Consider the following 23,121-nt stretch of genomic DNA (forward strand, 5'->3'; position numbering starts at 1 on the left):
CGATCATCGTGCTCAATCCATCGCCGCATGCGCCACCGACGCATCCGGCGCCTGGCGCGCCGGACGGATCAACAGCAGCAACGGAATCACGAACAGCGTCGCCATGAACATCAGCTTGAAGTCGTTCAAATAGGCGATCATCGACGCCTGCTGTGTAATCGACACGTTCAGCGCCGCCATATCGTAATTCGAGCCGCTGTTGAGCATCGGCTGGATCGCCGGATTGAACGGCGTGATATTCGCAACGAGGTCCGCATGCGAGACCTGCGTGTTGCGCGTCATCAGCGTCTGCACGATCGAAATGCCGATACTGCTGCCGATATTGCGCATCAGGCTGTACGTGGCGGTGCCGTCCGCGCGCAACGCGGGCGTGAGCGTCGAGAAGGTCAGCGCGCTCAGCGGCACGAACACGAGACCCAGGCCGAAGCCCTGGATCACGCCGGGCCAGACAATGTCCGACGCCGACAGCACGATCGTGTAATGCATCATCTGCCATAGCGCGAACGCGGAGATCAGGAAGCCGGCGAGCAGGAGAAGCCGCGCGTCGACCCGCTTCAAGAGCCGCCCGGCGAACAGCATCGCAACCATGGTTCCCGCGCCGCTCGGCGCCGTGACGAGACCCGTGGTCGCGACCGGATAGTTCATCAGGTTTTGCAGCATCGGCGGCAGCAGCGCGCGCGTCGCATACATCACCGCGCCGATCACGAAGATAAAGAACGTGCCGGTTGCGAAGTTCGGGTCCTTCAGCAACTCGTATTTGAAGAACGATTTCTTGCCGACCGTCGCGGTATGCACGAGGAAGAACGCGAAGCTGATCGCCGCGACGAGCGCCTCGATGACAATCTCATGCGAGCCGAACCAGTCGAGTTGCTCGCCGCGGTCGAGCATGGCCTGCAGTGCGCCGATAGAGAGACCCAGCGTGGCAAAGCCAAACGCGTCGAATTTCGCGTCGTGCTTCGGTTCGCGCGCGGGCAGGAAGGTCGCCACGCCGAACAGGGCGAACGCACCGATCGGCACATTGATGAAAAACACCCAGCGCCAGTTGTAGCTATCGGTGAGCCAGCCGCCAAGCGTCGGCCCGAGAATCGGCCCGACCATCACGCCCATGCCCCACACCGCCATCGCCTGGCCCTGCTTTTCGCGCGGATTGATGTCGAGCAGGATCGACTGCGACAGCGGCACCAGCGAGGCCCCGAAAATTCCCTGCAGCAAACGTGATGCGACGATCTGCGTCAGCGTCTCCGACAATCCGCACAGCGCCGAGGCCACCGTGAAGCCACCGATCGCGAAGATCAGCAGCCGCTTGACGCTCAGCCGGTCGGACAGCCAGCCGGTCAGCGGCGTGGCGATCGCAGCCGCGACGATATACGAAGTCAGCACCCACGTGATCTCATCCTGCGACGCGGACAGCGTGCCCTGCATGTGCGGCAGCGCGACGTTGGCGATGGTGCTGTCGAGCGTCTGGATCAGCGTCGCGAGCATGATCGAGACGGTGATCATCGGCCGGTTGAGCGGGGCGGCGGTGCTCGTCGGCGGGGAGTCGGAGGACATGGGGAAGCGGATCTTCAATATAGTAAGCATGCTTAGTATATCGGCCGCAAGCGCATGCGCCCACCAGGAATTATGCGGAGCCTGAATTGCGCGCGTTCCGCACCCATCCGGCACCCGCCCCGGTGATGACAAACGAGAGCCTTTCGTATAATTCGCGCATGAACACCCCACTCGAAGAACGCTTCGGCTTTCTGATTTCCGACGTCGGCCGCCTGACAGGCAAGCGTTTCGACGATCTCGCGAAGTCATCGGTCGATCTGACACGCGCGCAGTGCCGCGTGCTGGCCAATCTCGCCCATTACGGCGACGTCAATCAGGCGCGGCTCGCGGACCTGCTCGAAGTCGCGCCGATTTCGGCGGGACGTCTGCTGGACCGCATGGAGGAGGGCGGCTGGATCGAGCGCACGGCCAATCCGCAGGATCGCCGCGAGAGGCAGGTGCGTATGACGCCAAAGGCCGAGCGCACGCTCGGCAAGGCGCGCAAAGTGGGCGATGAAGTCGCGCTCGAAGCACTGAACGGTTTTACCGACGAAGAAGCGAAACAGCTGATCGCGCTGCTGCAAAGGGTACGCGGTAATCTCAGCCGTCTCGTGGATCGCTGAAGCCGCCAAACTTCCACCGCGGTCAGTGATTACCCGCGGCTGCGGCGTTGAACCACGTCGAAGGCCGTCCTTGACCTGCCAATATTCATTGGCAGCGTGTCAGTTGATCTTTTCACTCGCTGCCGTTCCTCCTGGCCAAGTGCTACTGCCGCTCAGCCGGGACGTTCAGTCACCCGACGCTGTCGTGCGCGATGCAGACGGCTGCAAGCCGACCGACCGGGTCGGGGGGAGGTAGGGATGAAAACCATCTCGGCAAAAACGACGTTGATCATCTTCGCCGCTGCCTTGGCCGGCTGCGGCGGTGGCGGGGAGGATGACCTGACACCGCAACAGAAGCGCGCTTCAGCACCGGAACCGCGCTTCGAACACAACCCAAAAATCGCCTCGGCACTGAAACCGTACTTTGAGCAACAGGTGGGTTGGCTCCCGTGTGACAAGAGCGGCTTGCCTGCGGCTTACGGGAAAGTCGCAGAGTCTCCGCGCTTTCGTTGCGCGGATCTTCGCGCACCGATGGACTGGGGAGACCCTGCTAAAGGCGAGATAACGATCGCAGTAACGCGGCTTGCTGTGAAGGATCCGGCGAGGCGCATTGGTTCGCTGCTGTTCAACCCAGGTGGGCCGGGCGGAGACGGCCGTCTGGCGAACCTCACGTTCTATCGCCAATTGGCTGGCGTGGATGCGACTGTTTCTGAACGACACCTGCTCGACGCGTACGATCTGATCGGCTTTTCGCCGCGGGGAATGGGTTCAAGCACGCAATTGACCTGCGGTTCGACCCAGCGCCTCAGCACCGTTTGGTGGGGCAGCGATGTCAGCGCGTCGACCGTCGATGCCTTGCTGCGTAATGCCGAACTCAAATCGAAGGCGTGCCAGAACAACCCGCTCACCCCCTATATCAACACCGGTCAGATTGCCCGGGACATGGATCTGATTCGGGCAATATCCGGTGACGCCAAACTCAATTACATGGGCCACTCGTATGGCACATGGCTCGGCGCCTGGTATGCAGGGCTGTTTCCTGAGCGGACCGGCAGAATGGTGTTGAGCGCCAATCTGGATTTCTCCGCGCGTACCATGGCCGAGGCCGGTACCTTGCAGCAGCCGCCAGCGATCCAGCGAATCGCTGACGAGATAATTGGGCCCTACGCAGCACGACATGACGCGCATTTCAATCTTGGCAGTAACCCGGCGGCGACACGGCAACTATTTGCGGCGTTGCCGCCGAGGCTGCAGGCGGCGGCTTCGTCCGCACTTGATCAATCGCGTGTATTTGCCCTATCGGGCTACATCGATGAAGGGGCGTCCGTATTCGTAGCGGCGAAAGGTGTCCAGCAGATACTCGAGCAGAACCCCGGTAGTACGAAGGATCAGGTCCTGGCGCTCGCCCGGCATCACGCGTTTTCGCGCCATCGGCTAGCAAACCAGATGGCACTGCAGATCGCAACAAAGACTGTCATCCCAAACTACTTTGAAGCTGCGCAGCCTTCTCCTTTCAAAGACGACCCGCTGCATATGACAACCGAAGAGGCCGTGGATCTGGCAGTCATGTGCAACGACACGCCTGCGTTCAGCACTAGCAGGCAACTATGGATCGACAAACACCGGGAATATGCGCAGCGATATCCGCTGGGCAGTGGAACGCTGGGTGGTAGCGTGCTCAATTTCAGTTGCCTGTTCTGGAAGCCGCCGCAGCCGGCGGTGCTCAAGCCGACCATCGATGAGGTGGCGCGTGCGCCATCGATCCTTATGATTCAGGCGCAATTCGACGGCTACACGGCTGCTGAGGGCGCGCTGCGCATGTTCGACAGACTTCCGAACGCGAGCTTGCTCTACATAAAAGGCGAGCATTCGCACGTCGATTATCCGCACGGCAACCCGTGTGTGGATGAGCCGGTCACGCGCTACTTGCTGACTGGCACGCTGCCGCCTCGACGAGTGGACTGCGAGGACAGCAGGAAGCTATGGCTCGATGCAGGGAACGAGTTGGAGCCGGCCTGACCTACGGCCGTATTGCACGGGCGTGAGTAGCGCAAGTGGCTGGATTTGTTGACGGTTGCCACATTGAGCCGGGCCCGCGAGTAAGCGGGCCGCCGCCGGTTATCGCGAGCGTGCGGCTACTTGGCCTCGGAGCCCGCCACCGCGCCGGACGGCTGGACCAGCTCGAAGCAGGCAGCCGGCGTGGCCGGCGGTTTCGCTTTGGGATCGGGCTGCTGCGGGTCGATGCACTTGAACGCGCTCTGATCGCGTTGAACAAAGATCGTATCGGCCGGACCGGCATTGCCGTGAGCATCATTCACGACGGCAACGATCTTGTAGCCGTCCTGCAGCAACGTCGAAAGCGTAATTGGACTGGTGCGCCACTGACTGTCAGGAGGCGTTTGGGCGGCGGCGGTGAGCGGCGCTGCGCCGGCCAGAAGCGCGATGGATGCGGCGGCCACGGCAAGCGCGGTGGTGCGGAACGTCATCAAGAAACCTCCTTGAAGTTGCTGTTTGGAAAGCCAAAACAAAAAAGCCGCTGACCTTGTGGATCAGCGGCTTTTTCTTGCAACTGGTGGCGAATCAGGGACTCGAACCCCGGACCTGCGGATTATGATTCCGTCGCTCTAACCAACTGAGCTAATTCGCCGAAAGAAGCGAGATTATGAGGATAGGGCCGGGGGCTGTCAACCCCCGCTGCGCAACTTTTTTAAATTGCCCCATCCGTCAGGCGTGTCAGTCCTTCGCGTAAATATCCGAGTCTTTGGTTTCCTTGACGAACAGCACACCGATCACCAGCGTGATGAGCGCGATCACAATCGGATACCACAGCCCCGAGTAGATGTTGCCCTTGGCCGCCACGATCGCGAAGGCGGTTGCCGGCAGGAAGCCGCCGAACCAGCCATTGCCGATGTGATACGGCAACGACATCGAGGTATAGCGGATGCGAGTCGGGAACATCTCCACCAGCATCGCCGCAATCGGCCCATAGACCATCGTCACGTAGATCATCATGATCGTCAGGATTACCACGCTCATCGGCCAGTTGATCTGCGACGGATCGGCCTTCGGCGGATAGCCGGCAGTCTTCAGCGTCGTGGCCAGGGTCTTGTCGAACACCTTGCCCTGGTCCTTGGCGTCGGCGGCCTTGCCGTCATACGTGTTGATCACCGTATCGCCGACCTTGATCTCCGCCAGCGTGCCCGCCGGCGCCGCGACGTTCTCGTAGTTCAAGCCAGATTTCGAGAGTGCGCTCTTGGCGATGTCGCAGGAACTCGTGAACTTCGAGGTGCCGACTGGATTGAACTGGAACGAGCACTCGTCCGGGTTCGCAATCACAACGATCGGCGCTTTTGCCGTAGCCGCTTCCAGCGCCGGATTCGTGTAGTGAGTCAGCGCCTTGAACAGCGGGAAGTACGTGCACGCAGCAATCAGCAGGCCGGCCATGATGATCGGCTTGCGGCCGATGCGGTCCGACAGCGAGCCGAAGAACAGGAAGAACGGCGTGCCGATCAGAAGCGCGATCGCGATCAGGATGTTGGCCGTCGCGCCATCCACCTTGAGCGTCTGCGTCAGGAAGAACAGCGTGTAGAACTGGCCCGTGTACCAGACCACGGCCTGGCCGGCGGTCAGGCCGATCAGCGCGAGGATCACGATCTTCAGGTTCTTCCATTGACCGAATGCTTCGGTCAGCGGTGCCTTCGAGGTCTTGCCTTCGGCCTTGATGCGCTCGAATACCGGCGATTCATGCAGTTGCAGCCGAATCCACACCGACACGCCGAGCAGGATGATCGACGCGATGAACGGAATCCGCCAGCCCCAAACGCCGAACGCGTCTTCGCCCATGGCCGTGCGCACGCCGAGAATCACCAGCAGCGACAGGAACAGGCCGAGGGTGGCGGTCGTCTGGATCCATGCGGTGTAGAAGCCGCGGCGTCCCGCAGGCGCATGTTCCGCGACATAGGTTGCCGCACCGCCATATTCACCGCCGAGCGCGAGACCTTGCAGCATCCGCATGGCGATGAAGATCACCGGCGAGGCGATGCCGATCGATGCATAACCCGGCAGGAAGCCGACCAGGAACGTCGACAAGCCCATGATCACAATCGTGACGAGGAAGGTGTACTTGCGCCCCACCATATCGCCGAGGCGCCCGAACACGATCGCGCCGAATGGCCGCACCGCGAAGCCGGCGGCGAAGCTGAGCAGCGTGAAGATGAAGGCGGCCGTCGGATTGACGCCGGAGAAGAAGCTCTTGCTGATGAAGGCCGCGAGCGAGCCGGCCAGATAGAAGTCGTACCACTCGAAAACCGTGCCTAGCGACGATGCGAAGATCACCCGCTTCTCTTCGTGCGTCATCGGCACGTGCGAGATTTGCCCGCCAACGGTAGCCATATGTCGTCTCCAATATTGATATGTACACGCGGTCCGCCGGCAAAGGCGTTCCCGTGGAACCGATTATTGGAGTGGAAACTTACGGCGTACTGACGCGGCGGGGTGAAAATGGCAGCTCGATCGTGCGAGGGGAATTTCTGTCAAAAATCGTCAACGTAGCGCTAAATTTATCAAACGTGATGCTAAATTATCTCAATATGGTGGCGACCAAGGCGTGGCTGTTAGTGCGCTTAGGGTAAGTCCCGTACCCGTTCAAGCACCTGCAAGCTGACACGCACGAGCGTTCCGGCAAGCCGTGGGGAAGTTTGATAGACGTTATCGTCGATCGTCATCTCCCCGCCGTGCATCGTCGCGATCTCCCGGACGATCGCGAGCCCGAGGCCGCTGCCGTCGCCTTCGCGGCCGAGAATCCGGTAAAAACGCTCGACTACCCGCGAGCGCTCGGCCACCGGAATGCCAAGCCCCGTGTCTTCCACTTCGAGATGCACGCGCCGCGCCGTCGCGTCATGTCTTACCCGCACGGTGATCCGGCCGCCAGCCGGCGTGTAACGGATCGCGTTGTCGATCAGATTCGACAGCATCTCCCGCAGCATGACCGGATTGCCGTCGACTTCGACCGGCTCTTCGGGCGCTTCGTAGCCGAGGTCCATCTGCTTGGCGAGGGCGGCTTGAACCCAGTCGCGCACGGCGCTGCGCGCGACTTCCGTCACCTCGACCGGGGTGAAAATCTGCCCCGACATGCGGTTTTCCGCGCGCGCGAGCGCCAGCAACTGGGTGACCAGACGCGCCGCGTGCTCCGAACTGGTGGCGATCTGTTCGAGCGAGCGGTGGACTTCCGCGGAGGCGTCCTGGCGCAGCGCGAGTTCAGCCTGGGTGCGCAGGCCGGCAAGCGGTGTTTTCATCTGATGCGCGGCGTCGGCGATAAAGCGCTTCTGCAATTCCATGTTCTGTTCGAGGCGCGTCAGCAGATCGTTGAACGACGTCACCAGCGGCTCGATTTCCGGCGGCGCGCGGCGGGCTTCGAGCGGCGACAGATCGTCCGGGCGGCGTGCGCGAATATGCGCCTGCAGGGCATGCAGCGGCGCGAGGCCGCGCGACAGGCCGAACCAGACCAGCAGGATCGCCAGCGGCAGGATCACGAACTGCGGCAGGATCACGCCTTTGATGATGTCGTTGGCAAGCTGGCTGCGTTTGTCGAGCGTTTCGGCAACCTGCACCAGCACAGGCTGCGCGCCGGGTGTCTGCGGAAACTCGACGGTCGTATAGGCGACGCGGATATCGTTGCCACGCAGCATGTCGTCACGGAATTCGACGAGGCCCGGCGGCGGCCGGTCTTCCTCGTGCGGCAGCGGCATGTCGCGCTCGCCGCCCACCAGTTCGCCGCGCGTGCCGAGTACCTGATAGAACACGCTGTCGACGTTGTCGGCACGCAGAAAGTCGCGGGTGGAGTCGGGCAGCGAGAGCTCCGCCACGCCGTTGATCGGATGGATCTGGCGGGCGAGCACATAGGCGTCGGTTTCGAGCGCGCGGTCGAACGGGCCGTTGGCGATCGACTTGGCGACCAGGTAGGTGACCGCGAGGCTCATCGGCCAAAGCAGCAGCAGCGGCGCCAGCATCCAGTCGAGAATCTCGCCGAACAGCGAGCGCGGGCGCGCTTCGGCGGCGGCTTCGGTCTCGTCGGGCGGGGCGAACGGATTGGCGTAGCGCTCGTCGCGCGCCTCGTCGAGGTCCGCCGCGTGCGCCGTGGCGCGGTCTGCGCGTGCGGACATGGGCGTGCTCTATTTGTAGTGATGGCTCGCCGGCATGGCTGCCGACGAGGGCGAGGTGGGCGGCTCGGGCTCGGTGGGGGCGTTGGCGCTCATATTTGCGTTCGCATTCACGTTCGCCGGCAGGGCGGCTTTTTCGAGGCAATACCCGAGCCCCCGCACGGTGATGATACGCACACCGCTCGGCTCGATCTTCTTGCGTAGCCGGTGCACATAGACTTCGATCGCGTTATTGCTGACTTCCTCGCCCCATTCGCACAAATGGTCGACGAGTTGTTCCTTCGACACCAGCCGGCCGATCCGTTGCAGCAGCACTTCGAGCAAGCCGAGTTCGCGTGCCGACAGATCGATCACCTGCTCGTTGACATAGGCGATCCGGCCGACCTGATCGAACGACAGCGAACCATGCCGCACCACCGTCGGGCCGCCGCCCGCGCCGCGCCGGGTCAGCGCGCGCACGCGCGCCTCGAGTTCATTGAGCGCGAAGGGCTTGGCCATGTAATCGTCGGCGCCGAGATCGAGTCCCTTGACGCGTTCGTCGACGCTGTCCGCGGCCGTGAGAATCAACACCGGCACGGTCGAGTTGCGGGCGCGCAGGCGGCGCAGCACCTCGAGCCCCGACATGCGCGGCAGGCCCAGATCGAGGATCAGCAGGTCGAAAGTTTGCATCGAAAGGGCGGTGTCGGCCTCGACGCCGCTCTTCACGTGATCGACGGCATAGGCCGATTGGCGGAGTGATCGAACCAGACCGTCCGCGAGTATGCTGTCGTCTTCGGCAATCAGAATTCGCATGGTGCGCCAACCTTGCCTTGCCGGCACCGTGGGTATCCATGGCGCACAGCGGTCTCCGAAAATTATTGTGGGTAGTTGGGCGGCGCGACGGTAAAAATGCGCGTTCGCATGAGAATCGCGCTTGCCAAAACTACTGTTTTTTTATACAGTGTCTGAGTTTCGTGTGCTGTCCTTGCCGAGTAGGTTAACTCGTGGGCTGCACATCTGCCTCAGGCGCCGTTCATCATAGCAAAGGACGATTCATGGAAGAAAGCAAGAAAGGCTCGGCTGGACTGACTGCTGAAAAGAGCAAGGCACTCGCTGCCGCGCTTGCGCAGATCGAAAAACAGTTCGGCAAAGGGTCGGTCATGCGGCTCGGCGCAGGTGAGGTAGTCGAAGACATCCAGGTGGTCTCAACCGGATCGCTTGGCCTCGACATCGCGCTGGGCGTCGGCGGTTTGCCGCGTGGCCGTGTGGTCGAAATTTATGGTCCGGAATCGTCCGGTAAAACCACGCTGACGCTGCAAGTCATCGCCGAAATGCAGAAGATCGGCGGCACGGCAGCGTTTATCGACGCGGAACACGCGCTGGACATCCAGTACGCGGGCAAGCTCGGCGTGAACGTGAACGACCTGCTGGTTTCGCAGCCGGATACCGGTGAACAGGCGCTGGAAATCGCCGACGCACTGGTGCGCTCGGGCTCGATCGACATGATCGTGATCGACTCGGTCGCGGCACTCGTGCCGAAGGCCGAAATCGAAGGCGAAATGGGCGACTCGCTGCCGGGTCTGCAAGCGCGTCTGATGTCGCAAGCGCTGCGCAAGCTCACCGGCACGATCAAGCGCACGAACTGCCTCGTGATCTTCATCAACCAGATCCGTATGAAGATCGGCGTGATGTTCGGCAATCCGGAAACCACCACGGGTGGTAACGCGCTGAAGTTCTACGCGTCGGTACGTCTGGACATTCGCCGGATCGGCTCGATCAAGAAGAACGACGAAGTGATCGGCAACGAAACGCGCGTGAAGGTTGTGAAGAACAAGGTATCGCCACCGTTCCGGGAAGCGATTTTCGACATCCTTTACGGCGAAGGCATTTCGCGTCAGGGCGAAGTCATCGACCTCGGCGTGCAGGCGAAGATCGTGGACAAGGCCGGCGCCTGGTATAGCTACAACGGCGAACGGATTGGCCAGGGGAAGGACAACGCGCGCGAGTTTTTGCGTGAAAATCCGGACATCGCCCGTGAGATCGAAAACCGTATCCGTGAATCGCTGGGCGTGAATGCCATGGCTGAAGCGGCGACGAGCGTCAGCGCCGAAGTCGCGGGCGAAGAAGAGTAACCCGCACGTGATACGCAAGGGCCGGCCGCTGTCTAACGCTGCCAACGCTGGACGCAACGCGGACGGCCCGCGTGACGGTGATGACGATTCGTTCGAGTCGCCGTCATCCTCTTCGTCGGAACCTTCCTCATCAACTTCCTCGTCGACTTCCAGGTCTACCCGGTCGTTTGGGCGATCGTCGGGAAACTCGTTTGGCGGTTCGTCTGGTCGTTCCTCGAGCAGTTCGTTCGGGCGTTCCTCGAACAGCTCGTTTGGCAGTTCCTCCGGTCGTTCTTCGGGCGGTTCGTTCGGCGGCTCGTCTGGCAGTTCGTCTAATAGTTCGTTCGGCAAGTCTTCTGGAAGCTCTTTCGGGCGTTCCACCTCGCGTGCGCCGCGCTATCCGGGCAGCAACGCTGCCTCCCAGCGCTCATACGCGTCAGATCCCGATCCCTTTGCCGCAGCCGGCGACGCCGATCCGTTCGAGCCATTCGAACCCTTCGACGCGCATGATCGCGCCGCAGGTCGTCAGCCACAATCCGACGCTTCCGCGCAAGACACAACAGACCCGTCCGAAACCACCTATACCCGCTCGCGCCGCACACCCGGTGAGGCGAAGCCCGGTCAGGACGATGCAAAAAAATCCCAACGCCCGGCTCGTTCGCTAAAAGGACGGGCACTCGGCTATTTGTCCCGGCGTGAATACAGCCGCTCCGAACTGGCGCGCAAGCTGAAGCCATTCGTCGAAGAAACCGATTCGCTCGACACCTTGCTCGATGCGCTGGAAGCTGAAAACTGGCTGTCCGATTCACGTTTTGCCGAAAGCCTGGTCCATCGGCGCTCGTCGCGCTTGGGTGCGAGCCGTATCGTCGGCGAATTGAAGCAGCACGCGGTCGACCAAACGCTAGTCGAAGAAGCCAGTGCGCAGCTGCGTGAAACCGAACTCGCGCGTGCGCAGGCCGTTTGGCAGAAGAAATTCGGCCGGCTTCCCGAAACGGCTGCCGAGCGGGCCAAGCAGGCGCGCTTTCTGGCATCGCGCGGTTTCTCGGGCGCCACGATTGGCAAAATTCTCAAAGGTATCGACGAGGAGTGAAGCGGCGACTATCTGGTACCGCGTATGGGTGCCGCCTAGGCTCCAGCGCGAAAACCTCCTCGTTTTGCCGTCACACCCTCACTTTGAGATAGCGTCTGCCGCGCTCTCCGGCCTGCCGGGCGGCCCTGCGCATTCCGACCTGTCTCAAATACCCAGTATGCTAAAATTCATGGGTTTTCCAATCCGGCCTTTCCTTCCCGCATGCCGCTCTCCCCGCCCGTATCCCGTCAGTTGCGCCACCGTCGCGCAATCAGAGCGGAAGCCTATGAGCGAGCCGATGGCCTGTGGGATGTGGAAGCATGCTTGACCGACGAAAAACCGCGCGATGTGGTGCTTGCGTCGGGCGTCCGGCCCAATGGTCAGCCGATCCATGAACTCTGGCTTCGCATCACCATCGATCGCAAGCTCAACGTCGTCGACGCGGAAGCGTCGTCCGACTGGGTGCCCTATCCAGGGTTGTGCCAAGCCAGCAATCCCGCCTACCGTGCCCTTATCGGGCTCAATCTCCGTCAAAACTTCCGTCGTGAATCTGCCCGTTTGCTGGGCGGCACGGTGGGTTGCACGCATCTCACCGAGTTGTGCGCGATCCTGCCCACCGCCGCGATACAGGCGTTCGCCGGCGACGTGTGGAATACCGATAAAGGCGCACCGGGCGCGAGCGCTGGTTCAGGAGACGGCTCGTCTAACAGCACCGGCGAGCATTCCAACGATAAACCGCCATTCCAGCTGGGACGCTGCCACGCGCTGCGTTTCGACGGCGAGGCGGTGCAGCAGTTCTATCCGCGCTGGTATGGCCGCGCTCCGTATACAGCGGATCGCGCGGCATCGTCAGGCGACGGGGCAGCCCGCCAGACAGATAAGGGCGGCAACACCTCCGGCATGAACGACGGCAGCGGAAACGAAGTTCAATCCAACTCTCAGACTGAAGGGAATCACGCATGAAGATTCACGAGTACCAGGGTAAGGAAATCCTGCGGAAATTCGGCGTCGCGGTACCGCGCGGCAAGCCGGTCTTCTCGGTGGATGATGCGGTCAAGGCCGCGGAAGAGCTCGGCGGCCCGGTATGGGTCGTGAAGGCTCAGATCCACGCGGGTGGCCGTGGCAAGGGCGGCGGCGTGAAGGTCGCCAAGTCGCTGGAACAGGTTCGCGAATACTCGAACCAGATCCTCGGCATGCAGCTCGTCACGCATCAGACCGGTCCGGAAGGCCAGAAGGTGAATCGTCTGCTGATCGAAGAAGGCGCTGACATCAAGAAGGAACTGTATGTCGGCCTGGTGATCGATCGCGTTTCGCAGAAGATCGTCGTGATGGCATCGAGCGAAGGCGGCATGGACGTCGAAGAAGTCGCGGAAAAGACGCCTGAGCTGATCCACAAGATCGCCGTCGATCCGTCGACCGGTCTGAAAGACGCCGAAGCCGACGAGCTCGCAACGAAGATCGGCGTGCCCGCCGCTTCGCTGCCGCAAGCGCGCGCGATCCTGCAAGGCCTGTACAAGGCATTCTGGGAAACCGACGCATCGCTCGCCGAAATCAACCCGCTGATCCTGACCGGCGACGGCAAGGTCATCGCGTTGGACGCGAAGTTCAACTTCGATTCGAACGCGCTGTTCCGTCACCCGGAAATCGTCGCGTATCGCGATCTGGACGAAGAAGATCCGGCTGAAGTCGAAGCGTCGAAGTTCGACCTCGCCTACATCTCGCTCGACGGCAACATCGGCTGCCTCGTGAACGGCGCTGGCCTCGCAATGGCAACGATGGACACCATCAAGCTGTTCGGCGGCGAACCGGCGAACTTCCTGGACGTGGGCGGTGGCGCCACGACCGAGAAGGTCACGGAAGCGTTCAAGATCATGCTGAAGAACCCGAACCTGACCGCGATTCTGGTCAACATTTTTGGCGGCATCATGCGCTGCGACGTGATCGCGGAAGGCGTGATCGCGGCGTCGAAGGCCGTGTCGCTGAAGGTGCCGCTGGTGGTCCGCATGAAGGGCACGAACGAAGACCTGGGCAAGAAGATGCTCGCTGAATCCGGCCTGCCGATCATTGCGGCAGACAGCATGGAAGAAGCGGCCCAGAAGGTCGTCGCGGCCGCTCAAGGCAAGTAAAGAGCGCTCGGTTAGCCATTGAGCCAGGCTCAACCAGGACAACCAGGATTACGAATGGCGGCGCGTGAGCGACGCGGGCGGAGAACATCCCGCCTCGCGGCGCACCGGCGCGACGCCAAACGAACAGAGGTCAATACATGTCGATTCTGATTAACAAAGACACCAAGGTCATCACGCAGGGCATTACCGGCAAGACCGGTCAGTTCCACACGCGTGCTTGCCGTGAATATGCAAACGGCCGTGAAGCGTACGTCGCGGGCGTGAATCCGAAGCGTGCCGGCGAAGATTTCGAAGGCATTCCTATCTACGCTAGCGTCGCTGAAGCCAAGGCAGAAACGGGCGCGACCGTGTCGGTGATTTACGTTCCGCCGGCAGGCGCTGCTGCTGCCATCTGGGAAGCCGTCGAAGCCGACCTGGATCTCGCAATCTGTATCACGGAAGGCATTCCTGTCCGTGACATGATCGAGCTCAAGGCACGCATGCGCGCAAAGAACAGCAAGACGCTGCTGCTCGGACCGAACTGCCCGGGCACGATCACGCCGGACGAACTGAAGATCGGCATCATGCCGGGTCACATCCACCGCAAGGGTCGCATCGGCGTGGTGTCGCGTTCGGGCACGCTGACGTATGAAGCAGTCGGCCAATTGACGGCGATCGGCCTCGGCCAGTCGTCGGCAGTCGGTATCGGCGGCGACCCGATCAACGGTCTGAAGCACATCGACGTGATGAAGATGTTCAACGACGATCCGGAAACGGACGCCGTCATCATGATCGGCGAGATCGGCGGTCCGGACGAAGCGAACGCTGCTGAGTGGATCAAGGACAACATGAAGAAGCCGGTGGTTGGCTTTATCGCCGGTGTCACGGCGCCTCCGGGCAAGCGCATGGGCCACGCCGGCGCGCTGATCTCGGGCGGTGCGGATACGGCTGAAGCCAAGCTGGAAATCATGGAAGCCTGCGGCATCACGGTCACGAAGAACCCGTCGGAAATGGCGCGTCTTCTGAAGGCGATGCTGTAAATCGAAATTCGCGCGCAGTGACGGCGCGTTTTTTGATACGCTTACGAAACCCTTTCGTGAGCGGGCAGTCTTAAAAAGCGGGGGAGTTTTAGACTCCCCCGCTTTTTTTATTGGCTGTGCGTCTGATTCCTCCTTATTCTTTTAGCCATGCTCGAGTTCTTCGCCACGCTCCATTGGGGCGCAGTCATTCAGATCATCGTCATCGACATCCTGCTGGGTGGCGACAATGCTGTGGTGATCGCGCTTGCCTGCCGCAACCTGCCGGCTGAGCAGCGTACCAAGGGCGTGCTGTGGGGCACGGTCGGCGCGATCGTGCTGCGCGTGGCGCTGATTGCGTTTGCCGTGGCGCTGCTCGACGTGCCGTTGCTGAAATTTGCTGGTGGCCTGTTGCTGCTGTGGATCGGTGTACGTCTGATGGCTCCCGCGCATGACGTCCACGAGAACATCAAGCCGGCCGACAAACTCATGTCGGCGATCAAGACCATCATCATCGCGGATGCGGTGATGAGCCTGGACAATGTAATCGCGATTGCCGGTGCGGCCGAGGCGGCCGACCCCGAACATCGTCTCGCGCTGGTGATTTTCGGCCTGGTGGTGAGCATTCCGCTGATCGTGTGGGGCAGCCAGCTGGTGCTGAAGCTGCTCGACCGTTTTCCGATCGTCATCACGCTCGGCGCCGCGCTGCTCGGCTGGATCGCGGGCGGCTTGATCATCAACGACCCGGCCGGCGACCGGTGGCCGATCCTCGATACACCGGCGGCGGAGTACGGCATGAGTATTGGCGGTGCGCTGTTCGTCGTGATCTTGGGTTATCTGCTCAAGCGCCGCAACGCGAATCGCGCGGCGGCTTGACCTGAAAACCGCCGCGTCATCGCAACGTTAGCCGTTCGGCTGACTGTGTGGAACGGGCACCGCTGGCTACGATTGAAGCGCCTGTCCCCGATTCGCGGGGCAGGCGTTTTTCGTTTCAGGAGCCTGCCGATGATCGTTACTTTGCCGTATTCCCCTTTTTCACTGTCCGCGGTTTCCCCCCGGAGCGCGTTCGAACGAGCGCGCTGGAGCGCGCCCCTCATCCATGCCTGCCGCTGTTTTGGACGTGGTTTCACGCTGATCGAGCTGATGATCGTGCTGGCGATTGTCGGCGTGATCGCGGCCTATGCGATTCCCGCGTATCAGGACTATCTGGCCCGCAGCCGGGTGGGCGAGGGTCTCTCGTTGGCGGCGTCCGCGCGGCTCGCGGTGTCCGAAAACGCCGCTAGCGGCAATGCGTTCGGCGGCGGTTATGCATCGCCGCCGGCTACCCGCAACGTCGAGTCCATTCACGTCGACGACGACACCGGCCAGATCACCATCGCGTTCACGACGCGCGTCGCGCCTGCTGGTTCGAACACGCTGACCATGGTGCCGTCGGTGCCCGACAATGCCGACGCGCCCACTGCGCGAATCGCGTTGAGCAAGGGCGCCGTACAGGCGGGCGCGGTCACGTGGGAATGTTTCGCCGGCGGCAAAACGGCCTCCTCGTTGCCTGCGCCGGGCGCCGGTCCCGCACCTGCCGATGCGCCGTCGTTGGCGTCGAACCTTGCACCACCGGAGTGCCGTGCTTGAGCAGTGGGACGCCCGATCGGGTGAGTTGTAATCCGGACGTAAAACACTGATTTTCGGGATATTTCAGCCCAGCCGGCGCACAGCAGGAGAATTTTTTTGTATAGTGCGCCGGTTGGTGCGACACGCATGCTCGTGTCCGGGTAGCCCCAACGTAAGGGGCATCGACTAGCGGCAAAGGAGGCGTCGGTATGAGCCTAACCGGTCGCGAAGATATCACGTGGAGCATCGGGAAGGGGCGTGAGTCCCTCGACGCAACTGCTCAGAAGCGGGGTATCTCTTTTAGCGAAGCGAGAGCCGGTAGAGGTTTGCCGGGTCTCGTTCATACGAGTCTCGGTAGAGCACATTCTCCGAGAGCTCGCATTGCATTGACCTGATTACCGTCAGGTTCCGCCCCGTCAGCGGCTTCACCTCCGCCGACAGGGGGGAGTGATGTATGTAATTCCTGCGCCGTCAGCGGCAATGGATTCGCGAACCGATACGAGCGAAAGCTCGGTGTGTCATTGTTTGGCCTCGTCAGCTGTACGGCGAGGATAGTGAACCTGCTGTACGACCAGCAGTAGCCTAAGAAGACATGCGTCACTGGTAACGGTGGGGTGTGAAGCTCTTCTGACAACGTAGCCCTCGGATGTTTCGGGCAGATCGATTCCGCGAGGAGCGATCTGGATACTCCCAGCAGCAAGGGGGTTGAGGAGCTAGGCTGGCTGATAGGGTTAACGTAAGTGAACTGCTGATAAACCTCGTAAGCACTGAAGAGCCAAAGCTGCTTGAACATTGGGCTCTAACCAAAAGGTACGTGGCTGGTTAATCCGCTCAACCGTCGGATTACGTCGTCACCTAGCCACCGGGGAAGAGGCAGAACCTACGTCAGTCGTGTGACATGCCGGGAACGTGGTAAGCCTGTATGGTTGCCAGCGCAGTCAGGCTGGCAAGCGAACCGTAAGGGACGCTGTTGATTGTGCAGGTATGGGAGGACGGACAAAGCGAAGGTCGGGCTGTAACGGTCCGGATAGGGGTTGGAACATCACCCCACGCGAAAGCGGGCAGACTTCCGTCTGGTCTACCGTCGCAAGACGGCTGACTACCCTCTGTCACTTGGTTAGATGCGGGCGCATGCGCCCGTATTGAGGAGTTTGTCCGAGATGTGAGTGCATGCGCTCATATTGAGGTGTCTGTTGTTCCCCAGCGGGGTGTGTCTTCCCCGCTGGGGGAGATGCGCCTTCTGCCGGGGATCTAATCCAAGGTAGGAGAGCAGCATGAAAGTATCTGGTCGAAAGACCGGATCTGCGCTTTCCCACGCGCCGGACAATTGGCACGCCATCGATTGGCGTCGAATTGAGCGGAACGTGAGAGGGATGCAGATTCGAATTGCGAAGGCGACGCGGGAAGGTAACTGGCGCAGGGTGAAAGCCTTGCAACGGATGCTGACCCGCACGTTGTCCGCAAAGCTGTATGCGGTGCGACGTGTTACGCAGAACCAAGGTGCGCGAACGGCTGGAGTCGATCGCGAGCTATGGGACTCGCCTGAAAGCCGATGGCTTGCTGTCGGCAGGTTGAAGCGGCATGGATATAAGCCTCTGCCTTTACGGAGGGTCTTTATCCCCAAGGCCAATGGGAAGGAGCGCCCTCTGGGCATTCCCACCATGCGGGACAGGGCGATGCAAGCCTTGTATCTGCTGGGCTTGGAGCCGGTAGCAGAGTCGACGAGTGACCCGAACTCCTATGGGTTCAGGCTCAACCGTTCGACGGCTGATGCCATGTCTCAAATTTTCGTTGTCATGGCCCGTCGCAGTTCAGCGCAATGGGTACTTGAGGCGGATATCAAGGGATGCTTTGACCACATCAACCATAAGTGGCTGGAAAACCATGTCCCGATGGACAGCGTGATCCTCTGCAAATGGCTGAAGGCTGGCCTGATTTACAAAGGGCAGCTACAGGCGACGGAGGCCGGTACGCCGCAGGGAGGCATCATAGCTCCGCCAACAACATAGCAAACTCGCGGGTAAAATGGGGCCTGCGCATTTCAAGGGAGTGTCTGGCGCCGTGGTCCAGAGGATGTCCTGACGTCGATGCGGTTCTCGTCCTTGAGACCCTCGCTCCCGCCGACAGGGAGGCGCGACAATGACCCGAGGACGACGTAAGAACTGGCGTGTCCGTCTTGCCTTTGAACCGAACCGGTATGCCGGCGAACAGCTGCAGAAGGCGTACGAGCAGCTCAGTCCGATAGATTCACGCGCTACGGCACAGCCATCCGCTGTTCGGCCCGTGGCGACACGGCGAGCGGCTATCAAGCGAGGTAAGCGATGAGCAACGCTGCAATGGTCGCGCTCTACGCGCGGGTATCCTCCGAACAACAGACCAAACGCGGCACCATTGAAAGCCAGATTGCCGCGCTGAGGGAGCGCATTACCGCTGACGATGCGCATCTTGTCGACGACATGTGCTTCATAGACGCCGGGATAAGCGGTGCGACGCTGATCAGACCGCAGCTAGAGCGACTCAGGGACCGTGCCGCACTCGGGCTGGTTGATCGGCTGTACATCCTGTCTCCCGACCGGCTGGCGCGAAAGTATGCACACCAGGCATTGCTGATGGAGGAGTTCTCTGCGTGTGGCGTGCAGGTGGTGTTTCTCAATCATGAGATTGGCGCGACACCGGAAGAGTCGCTGCTGTTGCAGATGCAGGGCATGATTTCGGAGTACGAACGGGCAAAGATCACCGAGCGTAATCGACGCGGTAAGCTTCATAGCGCAAAGCGCGGAAGCGTGAATGTGCTATCGACGGCTCCCTATGGTTACCGTTATATCCGCAAGCAGCTCGATGGGACACCGGCCCAGTACGTGATTGAACTACCGCAAGCGGCGACGGTAAAGACTATCTTCCAGTGGATCGGGATGGACCGGCTGAGCATAGGCGAAGTGGTTCGTCGTCTTGCCGAGGCGGGCACGGTGACGGCATCCGGCAAGCTGTACTGGGACCGTAGTGTGGTATGGGGAATATTGCGTAATCCCGCTTACATGGGGCGGGCCGCGTTCGGTAAAACCCAGTCTCGTGATCGCCTGCCGCATGTCCGCGTGCGCACCCAACGCCACAGCGCCGATGTGCCAAGGAGGGCATACTCGACAACATCCACGGACCCGCAGCAGTGGATCGAAATCCCGGTGCCGGCGATTGTTAGCGAAGCGATGTTCCATTCAGTCCAGGAGCAGCTTGCCGAGAATCGCAAGCTGGCGCGCCAACGCCGCCAGAACGCGCCGATCTACCTGCTTCAGGGGCTGACTGTTTGTGGGCAATGCCGTTACGCGTACTACGGCAAGAAAGTCAGCAAGGCGGCGGCCAAGGGGCATCAGCGAGATTATGCTTATTACCGCTGTGTCGGAACCGATGCCTATCGCTTCGGTGGTCAACGCATCTGCGACAACCTGCAAGTGCGAACGGATCGTCTCGATGACCTCGTATGGCAGCAGGTCGCGGATCTGTTGAGGCATCCGAGTCGACTGAAGAAGGAATATGAACGACGACTGGATGCGATGGAGCGCAATGAGAATAGTGGCTTCGATACGGCCAGCCTGGAAAGGCAAAGGCTTCAGTTGGAGAAAGGCAAGTCCCGGCTCATCGACAGCTATGCCGACGGTATCATCGACAGGACGGACTTCGAGCCGAAGATACAGCAGTTGAAGAACCGGCTAGAGCAGGTCGATCAGCAGATCCAGGAATCCCGGCAGCACGGGGTGGCTCAAAGTGAACTGTTTCTGGTCATCAACCGGCTGGAGGAATTTGCAAGTGCCGTTACGGACAAACTCGCTACGATCGATCTCGCAACGAAGCGCAAGATCGTACTGGCTCTGGTCAAGCGTGTCGAAATCCACAAAGATGAAATCCTCGTCGTATTCCGGATCGATCCGCAGCCCGGAGGTCTCCTCGCAGGCGAGAATTCGAATGATTCAGACGATGGAGTGAAAAGTATGCAACATTGTAGGCGGCGTAATTTCCCCGACGCTGGCAAACGTGACGCTGAACGGGCTGGAACGTGAACTGAGTGCGCACCTTGGTGCGAAATTTGGGATCGGGAAAGCGAAGAAGCTGAAAGTAAATGTGGTGCGATACGCGGACGACTTCGTTATCACCGGCGACTCGAAAGAGATGCTGGAACAGGAAGTCCGGCCTTGGATAGAAGCCTTCCTTGAAACACGGGGACTGCAACTATCGGAGGAGAAAACCCGGATCGTCCACATTGACGAAGGCTTTGATTTCCTTGGGTGGAATTTCCGTAAGTACTCGGGGACGCTACTCATCAAGCCGAGCAGGAAGAACGTGCAGACGTTCTACCGCAAGGTGGCGGATACGATCGGCGGTCACAAGGCGGTAAAGCAGGAGGAGCTGATCCGATTGCTGAATCCGATGCTACGAGGCTGGGCGCAATATCACAGCCCCGTAGTTGCTAAGCAGGCGTATAGCCGTATGGAGTCGTTGGTGTTTTATCGACTCTGGCGGTGGTCGAAGCGGAGGCATCCACACAAGAGCGCCGAGTGGGTGAGACGGAAGTATTTTCACTCGATTGGCAATCGGCATTGGGTGTTCGCCGCCGCTCCCGTAGTTCAAGAGGACGGCAGCAAGGGTTTGCTTGAGTTGTACCAGATCAGCGGTACGGACATCAGGCGCCACAGGAAGGTCAAAGGGGAATTCAATCCTTTTGATCCAGTGTGGGAGCAGTACAGCGAGCAATTGCGGCAGGATCGCATGGAGTACTCGATGCGCTATCGCAAGCAATGGGTGGCGCTGTACAAGTCACAGGGTGGATTGTGTGCGCACTGTGGCTGGGCTCTGACGAACGAGACAAGCTGGCACGACCATCATCTGGAATATCGGATGCATGGCGGGACCGACGCTCTGTCCAACAGGGTTTTGCTGCACCCCGACTGCCACCGGCAGGTACACGTTGGTAAACTTGTGGTAACTAAGCCGGCTCCGTCGTTGCACTGACGGGGCTTTGTAAAAGAAATATGTAGGCTTGAGCCGTATGCGGGGAAACTCGCACGTACGGTTCTTAGGGGGCCCCTCTTCCGCAAGGAAGGGGGGCTACCCTACCTGACGTCCACCGGTTATTCGATGCCCACCCCATTTGCGCGCTACCTGTCTCTCATTCTGATGGCTCTCGCGTTGGTGCTGCCTTATGCAGTCGTCAACCACACGTATCCGATTCCGACTTTCTACGCTGAATTCACGGCGCTCGCGCTGTATCTGCTGATGGGCGCGGGTGTCGTGCTGCTGGTGTGGACGGCGAGGCCGCGCGTGACGTTTGCGTCGCCGGTTGTCGCGCTGGTGCCGTTGCTGTTCGGACTGGTGCTGGTGGCGCAATCCGTGCTGCTGCCGGTCTCGCAGCCGTCGATGAACTGGCTCGGCGGCGGTTATCTGCTCGCCGCATTCATGGCAACGCACGCCGGCTATGGGTTCACACGCGTCAAGCTGAACGAAACAGCGCTGCGCTGGGCGGCGGGGGCGTTGATCGTCGGCGGCCTGTTTGCGGTGTTCTGTCAGGTGATCCAACTGTTTCACCTCGAGGCGCGCGTGACGCCGCTGGTCGTCGCCTATAACAATACCGTTGAGCGCCGGCCGTTCGGCAATATGGCGCAGGCGAATCACCTGGCCACCTATATCGCGTTCGCGATGGCAGGGGCGCTGTACCTCGTGCAGACACGCCGGCTTGCCGTCAGCATCTGGTTGCTCGTGTCGACGATTTTCGCCGTTGGACTCGCGCTGACCGTGTCGCGCGGACCCTGGTTGCAGATGGGCGTGATTGTGGTGGCGGGTTTCTGGATGGCTTTCGCGCAGATGCGCAGTCAGTCGCACTTTCGCCGCAGCAATCGCGAATGGCTGATCCCGATCGCATTGACGGTGCTGTTCTTTGTCGTCAACGCGTTGATCCGCTGGGCCAACGTGCACTACCACCTGGAACTCGGTCAGTCCGCGGCGGAACGTTTCAAGGACGCTGGCCAGATCGCGCCGCGCCTTGCGCTGTGGAAGTACGGCTGGACGATGTTCAAGGCGCATCCGCTGCTGGGTGTCGGCTGGGGCGAGTTTCCGAGCTACCAGTTCGCGTATGCGAAGTCGCTGGGCGGCGTCGAGATTGCCAACAACTCGCACGACATCTTTATCGATCTGCTCGCGAAAACCGGCTTGATCGGCCTCGCGATCGTGCTATTCGGCCTCATCACGTGGTTGGTGCGCGTGGTCCGCGCGCCGCAGAGCGCAGCACGCGTGTTCGGCATCGCGTTGATCGGCGTGCTGGTCATGCATGCGTTGGTCGAGTATCCGCAGCAGTACATGTTTTTCCTGCTGCCGGCGATGTTCGTGTTCGGCTTGCTCGAGACACGGCCCTTGCGCCTCGTGCCTGGCCGCTTGTCGTTCGGTGTGTTTGCTGTGGTCGTGTTCGGCGGCGCGGCCGCGCTGTATCCGGTGTATCGCGACTATGCGCGCGCCGAGGTGCTGTACTACGGCTCACGTCCTGCCGAGCAGTATCGCGCGGAGCCGTCGTTCCTGTTCCAGGCGTGGGGCGAGTACGGCCTCGCGACGTTGCTGCCGATGAATTCGATGGATCTGCAGCACAAACTCGCCATGCACAAGCAGGCGATCGCACTGCTGCCGGGTGAAACCGTCCTGCGCCGGTACGCGGTGCTGCAGGCATTGAACGGTGACACGGCGGGGGCATTCGACACTGTCGAGCGCCTGAAGATCTTTGCTCAGGAGCTGAAGGACTGGCCCTCGCAGTTGGCCTACCTGTATGAACTGTGCGATGAGCAGAAGACGCTGACCGGCTTCAAGGCGGAATTGGTCAAGCGCTACGGCACGCCGCCGGGCGACGTCAATCAGGACGACGACAGCGACGAGGATTGAGCGGCTCTGCCGTTTTGTAGCCTTAGCCGCA

Annotated in this window: 16 protein-coding genes, 1 tRNA gene and 3 pseudogenes; 14 read left to right on the forward strand and 6 right to left on the reverse strand. The window is 60.9% G+C overall.

Annotation, left to right across the window (positions count from 1 at the left end):
- Nucleotides 1–12 precede the first annotated feature (12 nt).
- Nucleotides 13–1,551 carry a DHA2 family efflux MFS transporter permease subunit gene (locus P0D84_RS02780; protein ID WP_408332249.1) on the reverse strand — a complete coding sequence of 513 codons (1,539 nt, stop codon included), beginning with the start codon at nt 1,549–1,551 and terminating at the stop codon, nt 13–15.
- A 158-nt stretch (nt 1,552–1,709) separates the two neighbouring features.
- On the opposite strand from P0D84_RS02780, the gene P0D84_RS02785 reads away from it, so the two are divergent.
- On the forward strand, nt 1,710–2,153 hold the full coding sequence (locus tag P0D84_RS02785) for a MarR family winged helix-turn-helix transcriptional regulator (protein WP_408332251.1): 444 nt from the start codon (nt 1,710–1,712) through the stop codon (nt 2,151–2,153).
- A 237-nt stretch (nt 2,154–2,390) separates the two neighbouring features.
- Nucleotides 2,391–4,151, forward strand: a complete 1,761-nt coding sequence (locus P0D84_RS02790) for an alpha/beta hydrolase (protein ID WP_408332253.1) — start codon at nt 2,391–2,393, stop codon at nt 4,149–4,151.
- Between the two features lie 116 nt (nt 4,152–4,267).
- Here the strand turns inward: P0D84_RS02790 and P0D84_RS02795 are convergent, their stop codons facing one another.
- The 3 genes from P0D84_RS02795 to P0D84_RS02805 all read right to left on the reverse strand — a co-directional run bounded on the left by P0D84_RS02795 (nt 4,268) and on the right by P0D84_RS02805 (nt 6,524).
- Complete coding sequence (locus P0D84_RS02795) at nt 4,268–4,618, reverse strand: hypothetical protein (protein ID WP_408332255.1); 351 nt, start codon at nt 4,616–4,618, stop codon at nt 4,268–4,270.
- A gap of 84 nt (nt 4,619–4,702) precedes the next feature.
- A tRNA-Met gene (locus P0D84_RS02800) sits at nt 4,703–4,779 on the reverse strand.
- Between the two features lie 86 nt (nt 4,780–4,865).
- Nucleotides 4,866–6,524, reverse strand: a complete 1,659-nt coding sequence (locus P0D84_RS02805) for an MFS transporter (RefSeq protein ID WP_408332257.1) — start codon at nt 6,522–6,524, stop codon at nt 4,866–4,868.
- A 53-nt stretch (nt 6,525–6,577) separates the two neighbouring features.
- Between P0D84_RS02805 and P0D84_RS02810 the strand changes: the two genes are divergently transcribed.
- A complete protein-coding gene (locus P0D84_RS02810; protein ID WP_408332259.1) occupies nt 6,578–6,763 on the forward strand; it encodes a hypothetical protein in 186 nt (61 codons plus the stop codon).
- On the opposite strand, the gene P0D84_RS02815 is transcribed toward P0D84_RS02810, so the two are convergent.
- Nucleotides 6,755–8,293: a sensor histidine kinase gene (locus P0D84_RS02815; RefSeq protein WP_408332261.1), complete on the reverse strand. Its 1,539-nt coding sequence runs from the start codon at nt 8,291–8,293 to the stop codon at nt 6,755–6,757. The two genes, P0D84_RS02810 and P0D84_RS02815, sit on opposite strands and share 9 nt — an antisense overlap.
- 9 nt (nt 8,294–8,302) lie before the next feature.
- Nucleotides 8,303–9,082, reverse strand: coding sequence for a response regulator (locus tag P0D84_RS02820; RefSeq protein ID WP_408332263.1), 780 nt, complete (start codon nt 9,080–9,082; stop codon nt 8,303–8,305).
- A 242-nt stretch (nt 9,083–9,324) separates the two neighbouring features.
- Here P0D84_RS02820 and recA point away from each other — a divergent pair, with 242 nt between their 5' ends.
- The 11 genes and pseudogenes from recA (at nt 9,325) to P0D84_RS02875 (ending at nt 23,090) form a co-directional block, all read left to right on the forward strand.
- Nucleotides 9,325–10,401 (forward strand): recombinase RecA, encoded by a 1,077-nt coding sequence (gene recA / locus P0D84_RS02825; RefSeq protein ID WP_408332265.1) that lies wholly within the window; start codon nt 9,325–9,327, stop codon nt 10,399–10,401.
- Between the two features lie 451 nt (nt 10,402–10,852).
- Nucleotides 10,853–11,470: pseudogene (recX, locus tag P0D84_RS02830) on the forward strand (recombination regulator RecX); the annotation flags it as partial.
- 201 nt (nt 11,471–11,671) lie between these two features.
- Nucleotides 11,672–12,412: a DUF2889 domain-containing protein gene (locus P0D84_RS02835; RefSeq protein ID WP_408332267.1), complete on the forward strand. Its 741-nt coding sequence runs from the start codon at nt 11,672–11,674 to the stop codon at nt 12,410–12,412.
- Nucleotides 12,409–13,575, forward strand: a complete 1,167-nt coding sequence (sucC, locus tag P0D84_RS02840; RefSeq protein ID WP_179734195.1) for an ADP-forming succinate--CoA ligase subunit beta — start codon at nt 12,409–12,411, stop codon at nt 13,573–13,575. The genes P0D84_RS02835 and sucC overlap by 4 nt, the downstream gene beginning before the upstream one ends.
- Before the next feature lie 137 nt (nt 13,576–13,712).
- Nucleotides 13,713–14,594, forward strand: coding sequence for a succinate--CoA ligase subunit alpha (gene sucD, locus P0D84_RS02845; RefSeq protein ID WP_408332269.1), 882 nt, complete (start codon nt 13,713–13,715; stop codon nt 14,592–14,594).
- Between the two features lie 147 nt (nt 14,595–14,741).
- Nucleotides 14,742–15,446: a TerC family protein gene (locus tag P0D84_RS02850; RefSeq protein WP_408332271.1), complete on the forward strand. Its 705-nt coding sequence runs from the start codon at nt 14,742–14,744 to the stop codon at nt 15,444–15,446.
- Between the two features lie 129 nt (nt 15,447–15,575).
- Complete coding sequence (locus tag P0D84_RS02855) at nt 15,576–16,199, forward strand: pilin (RefSeq protein ID WP_408332273.1); 624 nt, start codon at nt 15,576–15,578, stop codon at nt 16,197–16,199.
- A gap of 1,253 nt (nt 16,200–17,452) precedes the next feature.
- Nucleotides 17,453–18,175 (forward strand): annotated as a pseudogene (locus P0D84_RS02860) (reverse transcriptase N-terminal domain-containing protein); the annotation flags it as partial.
- Nucleotides 18,176–18,499: 324 nt separating this feature from the next.
- Nucleotides 18,500–20,230 (forward strand): recombinase family protein, encoded by a 1,731-nt coding sequence (locus P0D84_RS02865; protein ID WP_408332275.1) that lies wholly within the window; start codon nt 18,500–18,502, stop codon nt 20,228–20,230.
- Nucleotides 20,175–21,179, forward strand: a pseudogene (locus P0D84_RS02870) (group II intron reverse transcriptase); the annotation flags it as partial. The gene P0D84_RS02865 and the pseudogene P0D84_RS02870, both read left to right, overlap by 56 nt.
- Nucleotides 21,180–21,305: 126 nt before the next feature.
- Nucleotides 21,306–23,090 carry a PglL family O-oligosaccharyltransferase gene (locus tag P0D84_RS02875; protein WP_408332277.1) on the forward strand — a complete coding sequence of 595 codons (1,785 nt, stop codon included), beginning with the start codon at nt 21,306–21,308 and terminating at the stop codon, nt 23,088–23,090.
- Nucleotides 23,091–23,121: the final 31 nt, after the last annotated feature.

The organism is Paraburkholderia sp. RL17-337-BIB-A, from assembly GCF_046025895.1.
Classification (GTDB): Bacteria; Pseudomonadota; Gammaproteobacteria; order Burkholderiales; family Burkholderiaceae; genus Paraburkholderia; species Paraburkholderia fungorum_C.

What these genes read in the sequence shown, in the direction of transcription:
- P0D84_RS02780 (WP_408332249.1), bottom strand. Translation starts at nt 1,551, where the DNA reads ATGTCCTCCGACTCCCCGCCGACGAGCACCGCCGCCCCGCTCAACCGG.
- P0D84_RS02785 (WP_408332251.1), top strand. Translation starts at nt 1,710, where the DNA reads ATGAACACCCCACTCGAAGAACGCTTCGGCTTTCTGATTTCCGACGTC.
- P0D84_RS02790 (WP_408332253.1), top strand. Translation starts at nt 2,391, where the DNA reads ATGAAAACCATCTCGGCAAAAACGACGTTGATCATCTTCGCCGCTGCC.
- P0D84_RS02795 (WP_408332255.1), bottom strand. Translation starts at nt 4,618, where the DNA reads ATGACGTTCCGCACCACCGCGCTTGCCGTGGCCGCCGCATCCATCGCG.
- P0D84_RS02805 (WP_408332257.1), bottom strand. Translation starts at nt 6,524, where the DNA reads ATGGCTACCGTTGGCGGGCAAATCTCGCACGTGCCGATGACGCACGAA.
- P0D84_RS02815 (WP_408332261.1), bottom strand. Translation starts at nt 8,293, where the DNA reads ATGTCCGCACGCGCAGACCGCGCCACGGCGCACGCGGCGGACCTCGAC.
- P0D84_RS02820 (WP_408332263.1), bottom strand. Translation starts at nt 9,082, where the DNA reads ATGCGAATTCTGATTGCCGAAGACGACAGCATACTCGCGGACGGTCTG.
- recA (WP_408332265.1), top strand. Translation starts at nt 9,325, where the DNA reads ATGGAAGAAAGCAAGAAAGGCTCGGCTGGACTGACTGCTGAAAAGAGC.
- P0D84_RS02835 (WP_408332267.1), top strand. Translation starts at nt 11,672, where the DNA reads ATGCCGCTCTCCCCGCCCGTATCCCGTCAGTTGCGCCACCGTCGCGCA.
- sucC (WP_179734195.1), top strand. Translation starts at nt 12,409, where the DNA reads ATGAAGATTCACGAGTACCAGGGTAAGGAAATCCTGCGGAAATTCGGC.
- sucD (WP_408332269.1), top strand. Translation starts at nt 13,713, where the DNA reads ATGTCGATTCTGATTAACAAAGACACCAAGGTCATCACGCAGGGCATT.
- P0D84_RS02850 (WP_408332271.1), top strand. Translation starts at nt 14,742, where the DNA reads ATGCTCGAGTTCTTCGCCACGCTCCATTGGGGCGCAGTCATTCAGATC.
- P0D84_RS02855 (WP_408332273.1), top strand. Translation starts at nt 15,576, where the DNA reads ATGATCGTTACTTTGCCGTATTCCCCTTTTTCACTGTCCGCGGTTTCC.
- P0D84_RS02865 (WP_408332275.1), top strand. Translation starts at nt 18,500, where the DNA reads ATGAGCAACGCTGCAATGGTCGCGCTCTACGCGCGGGTATCCTCCGAA.
- P0D84_RS02875 (WP_408332277.1), top strand. Translation starts at nt 21,306, where the DNA reads ATGCCCACCCCATTTGCGCGCTACCTGTCTCTCATTCTGATGGCTCTC.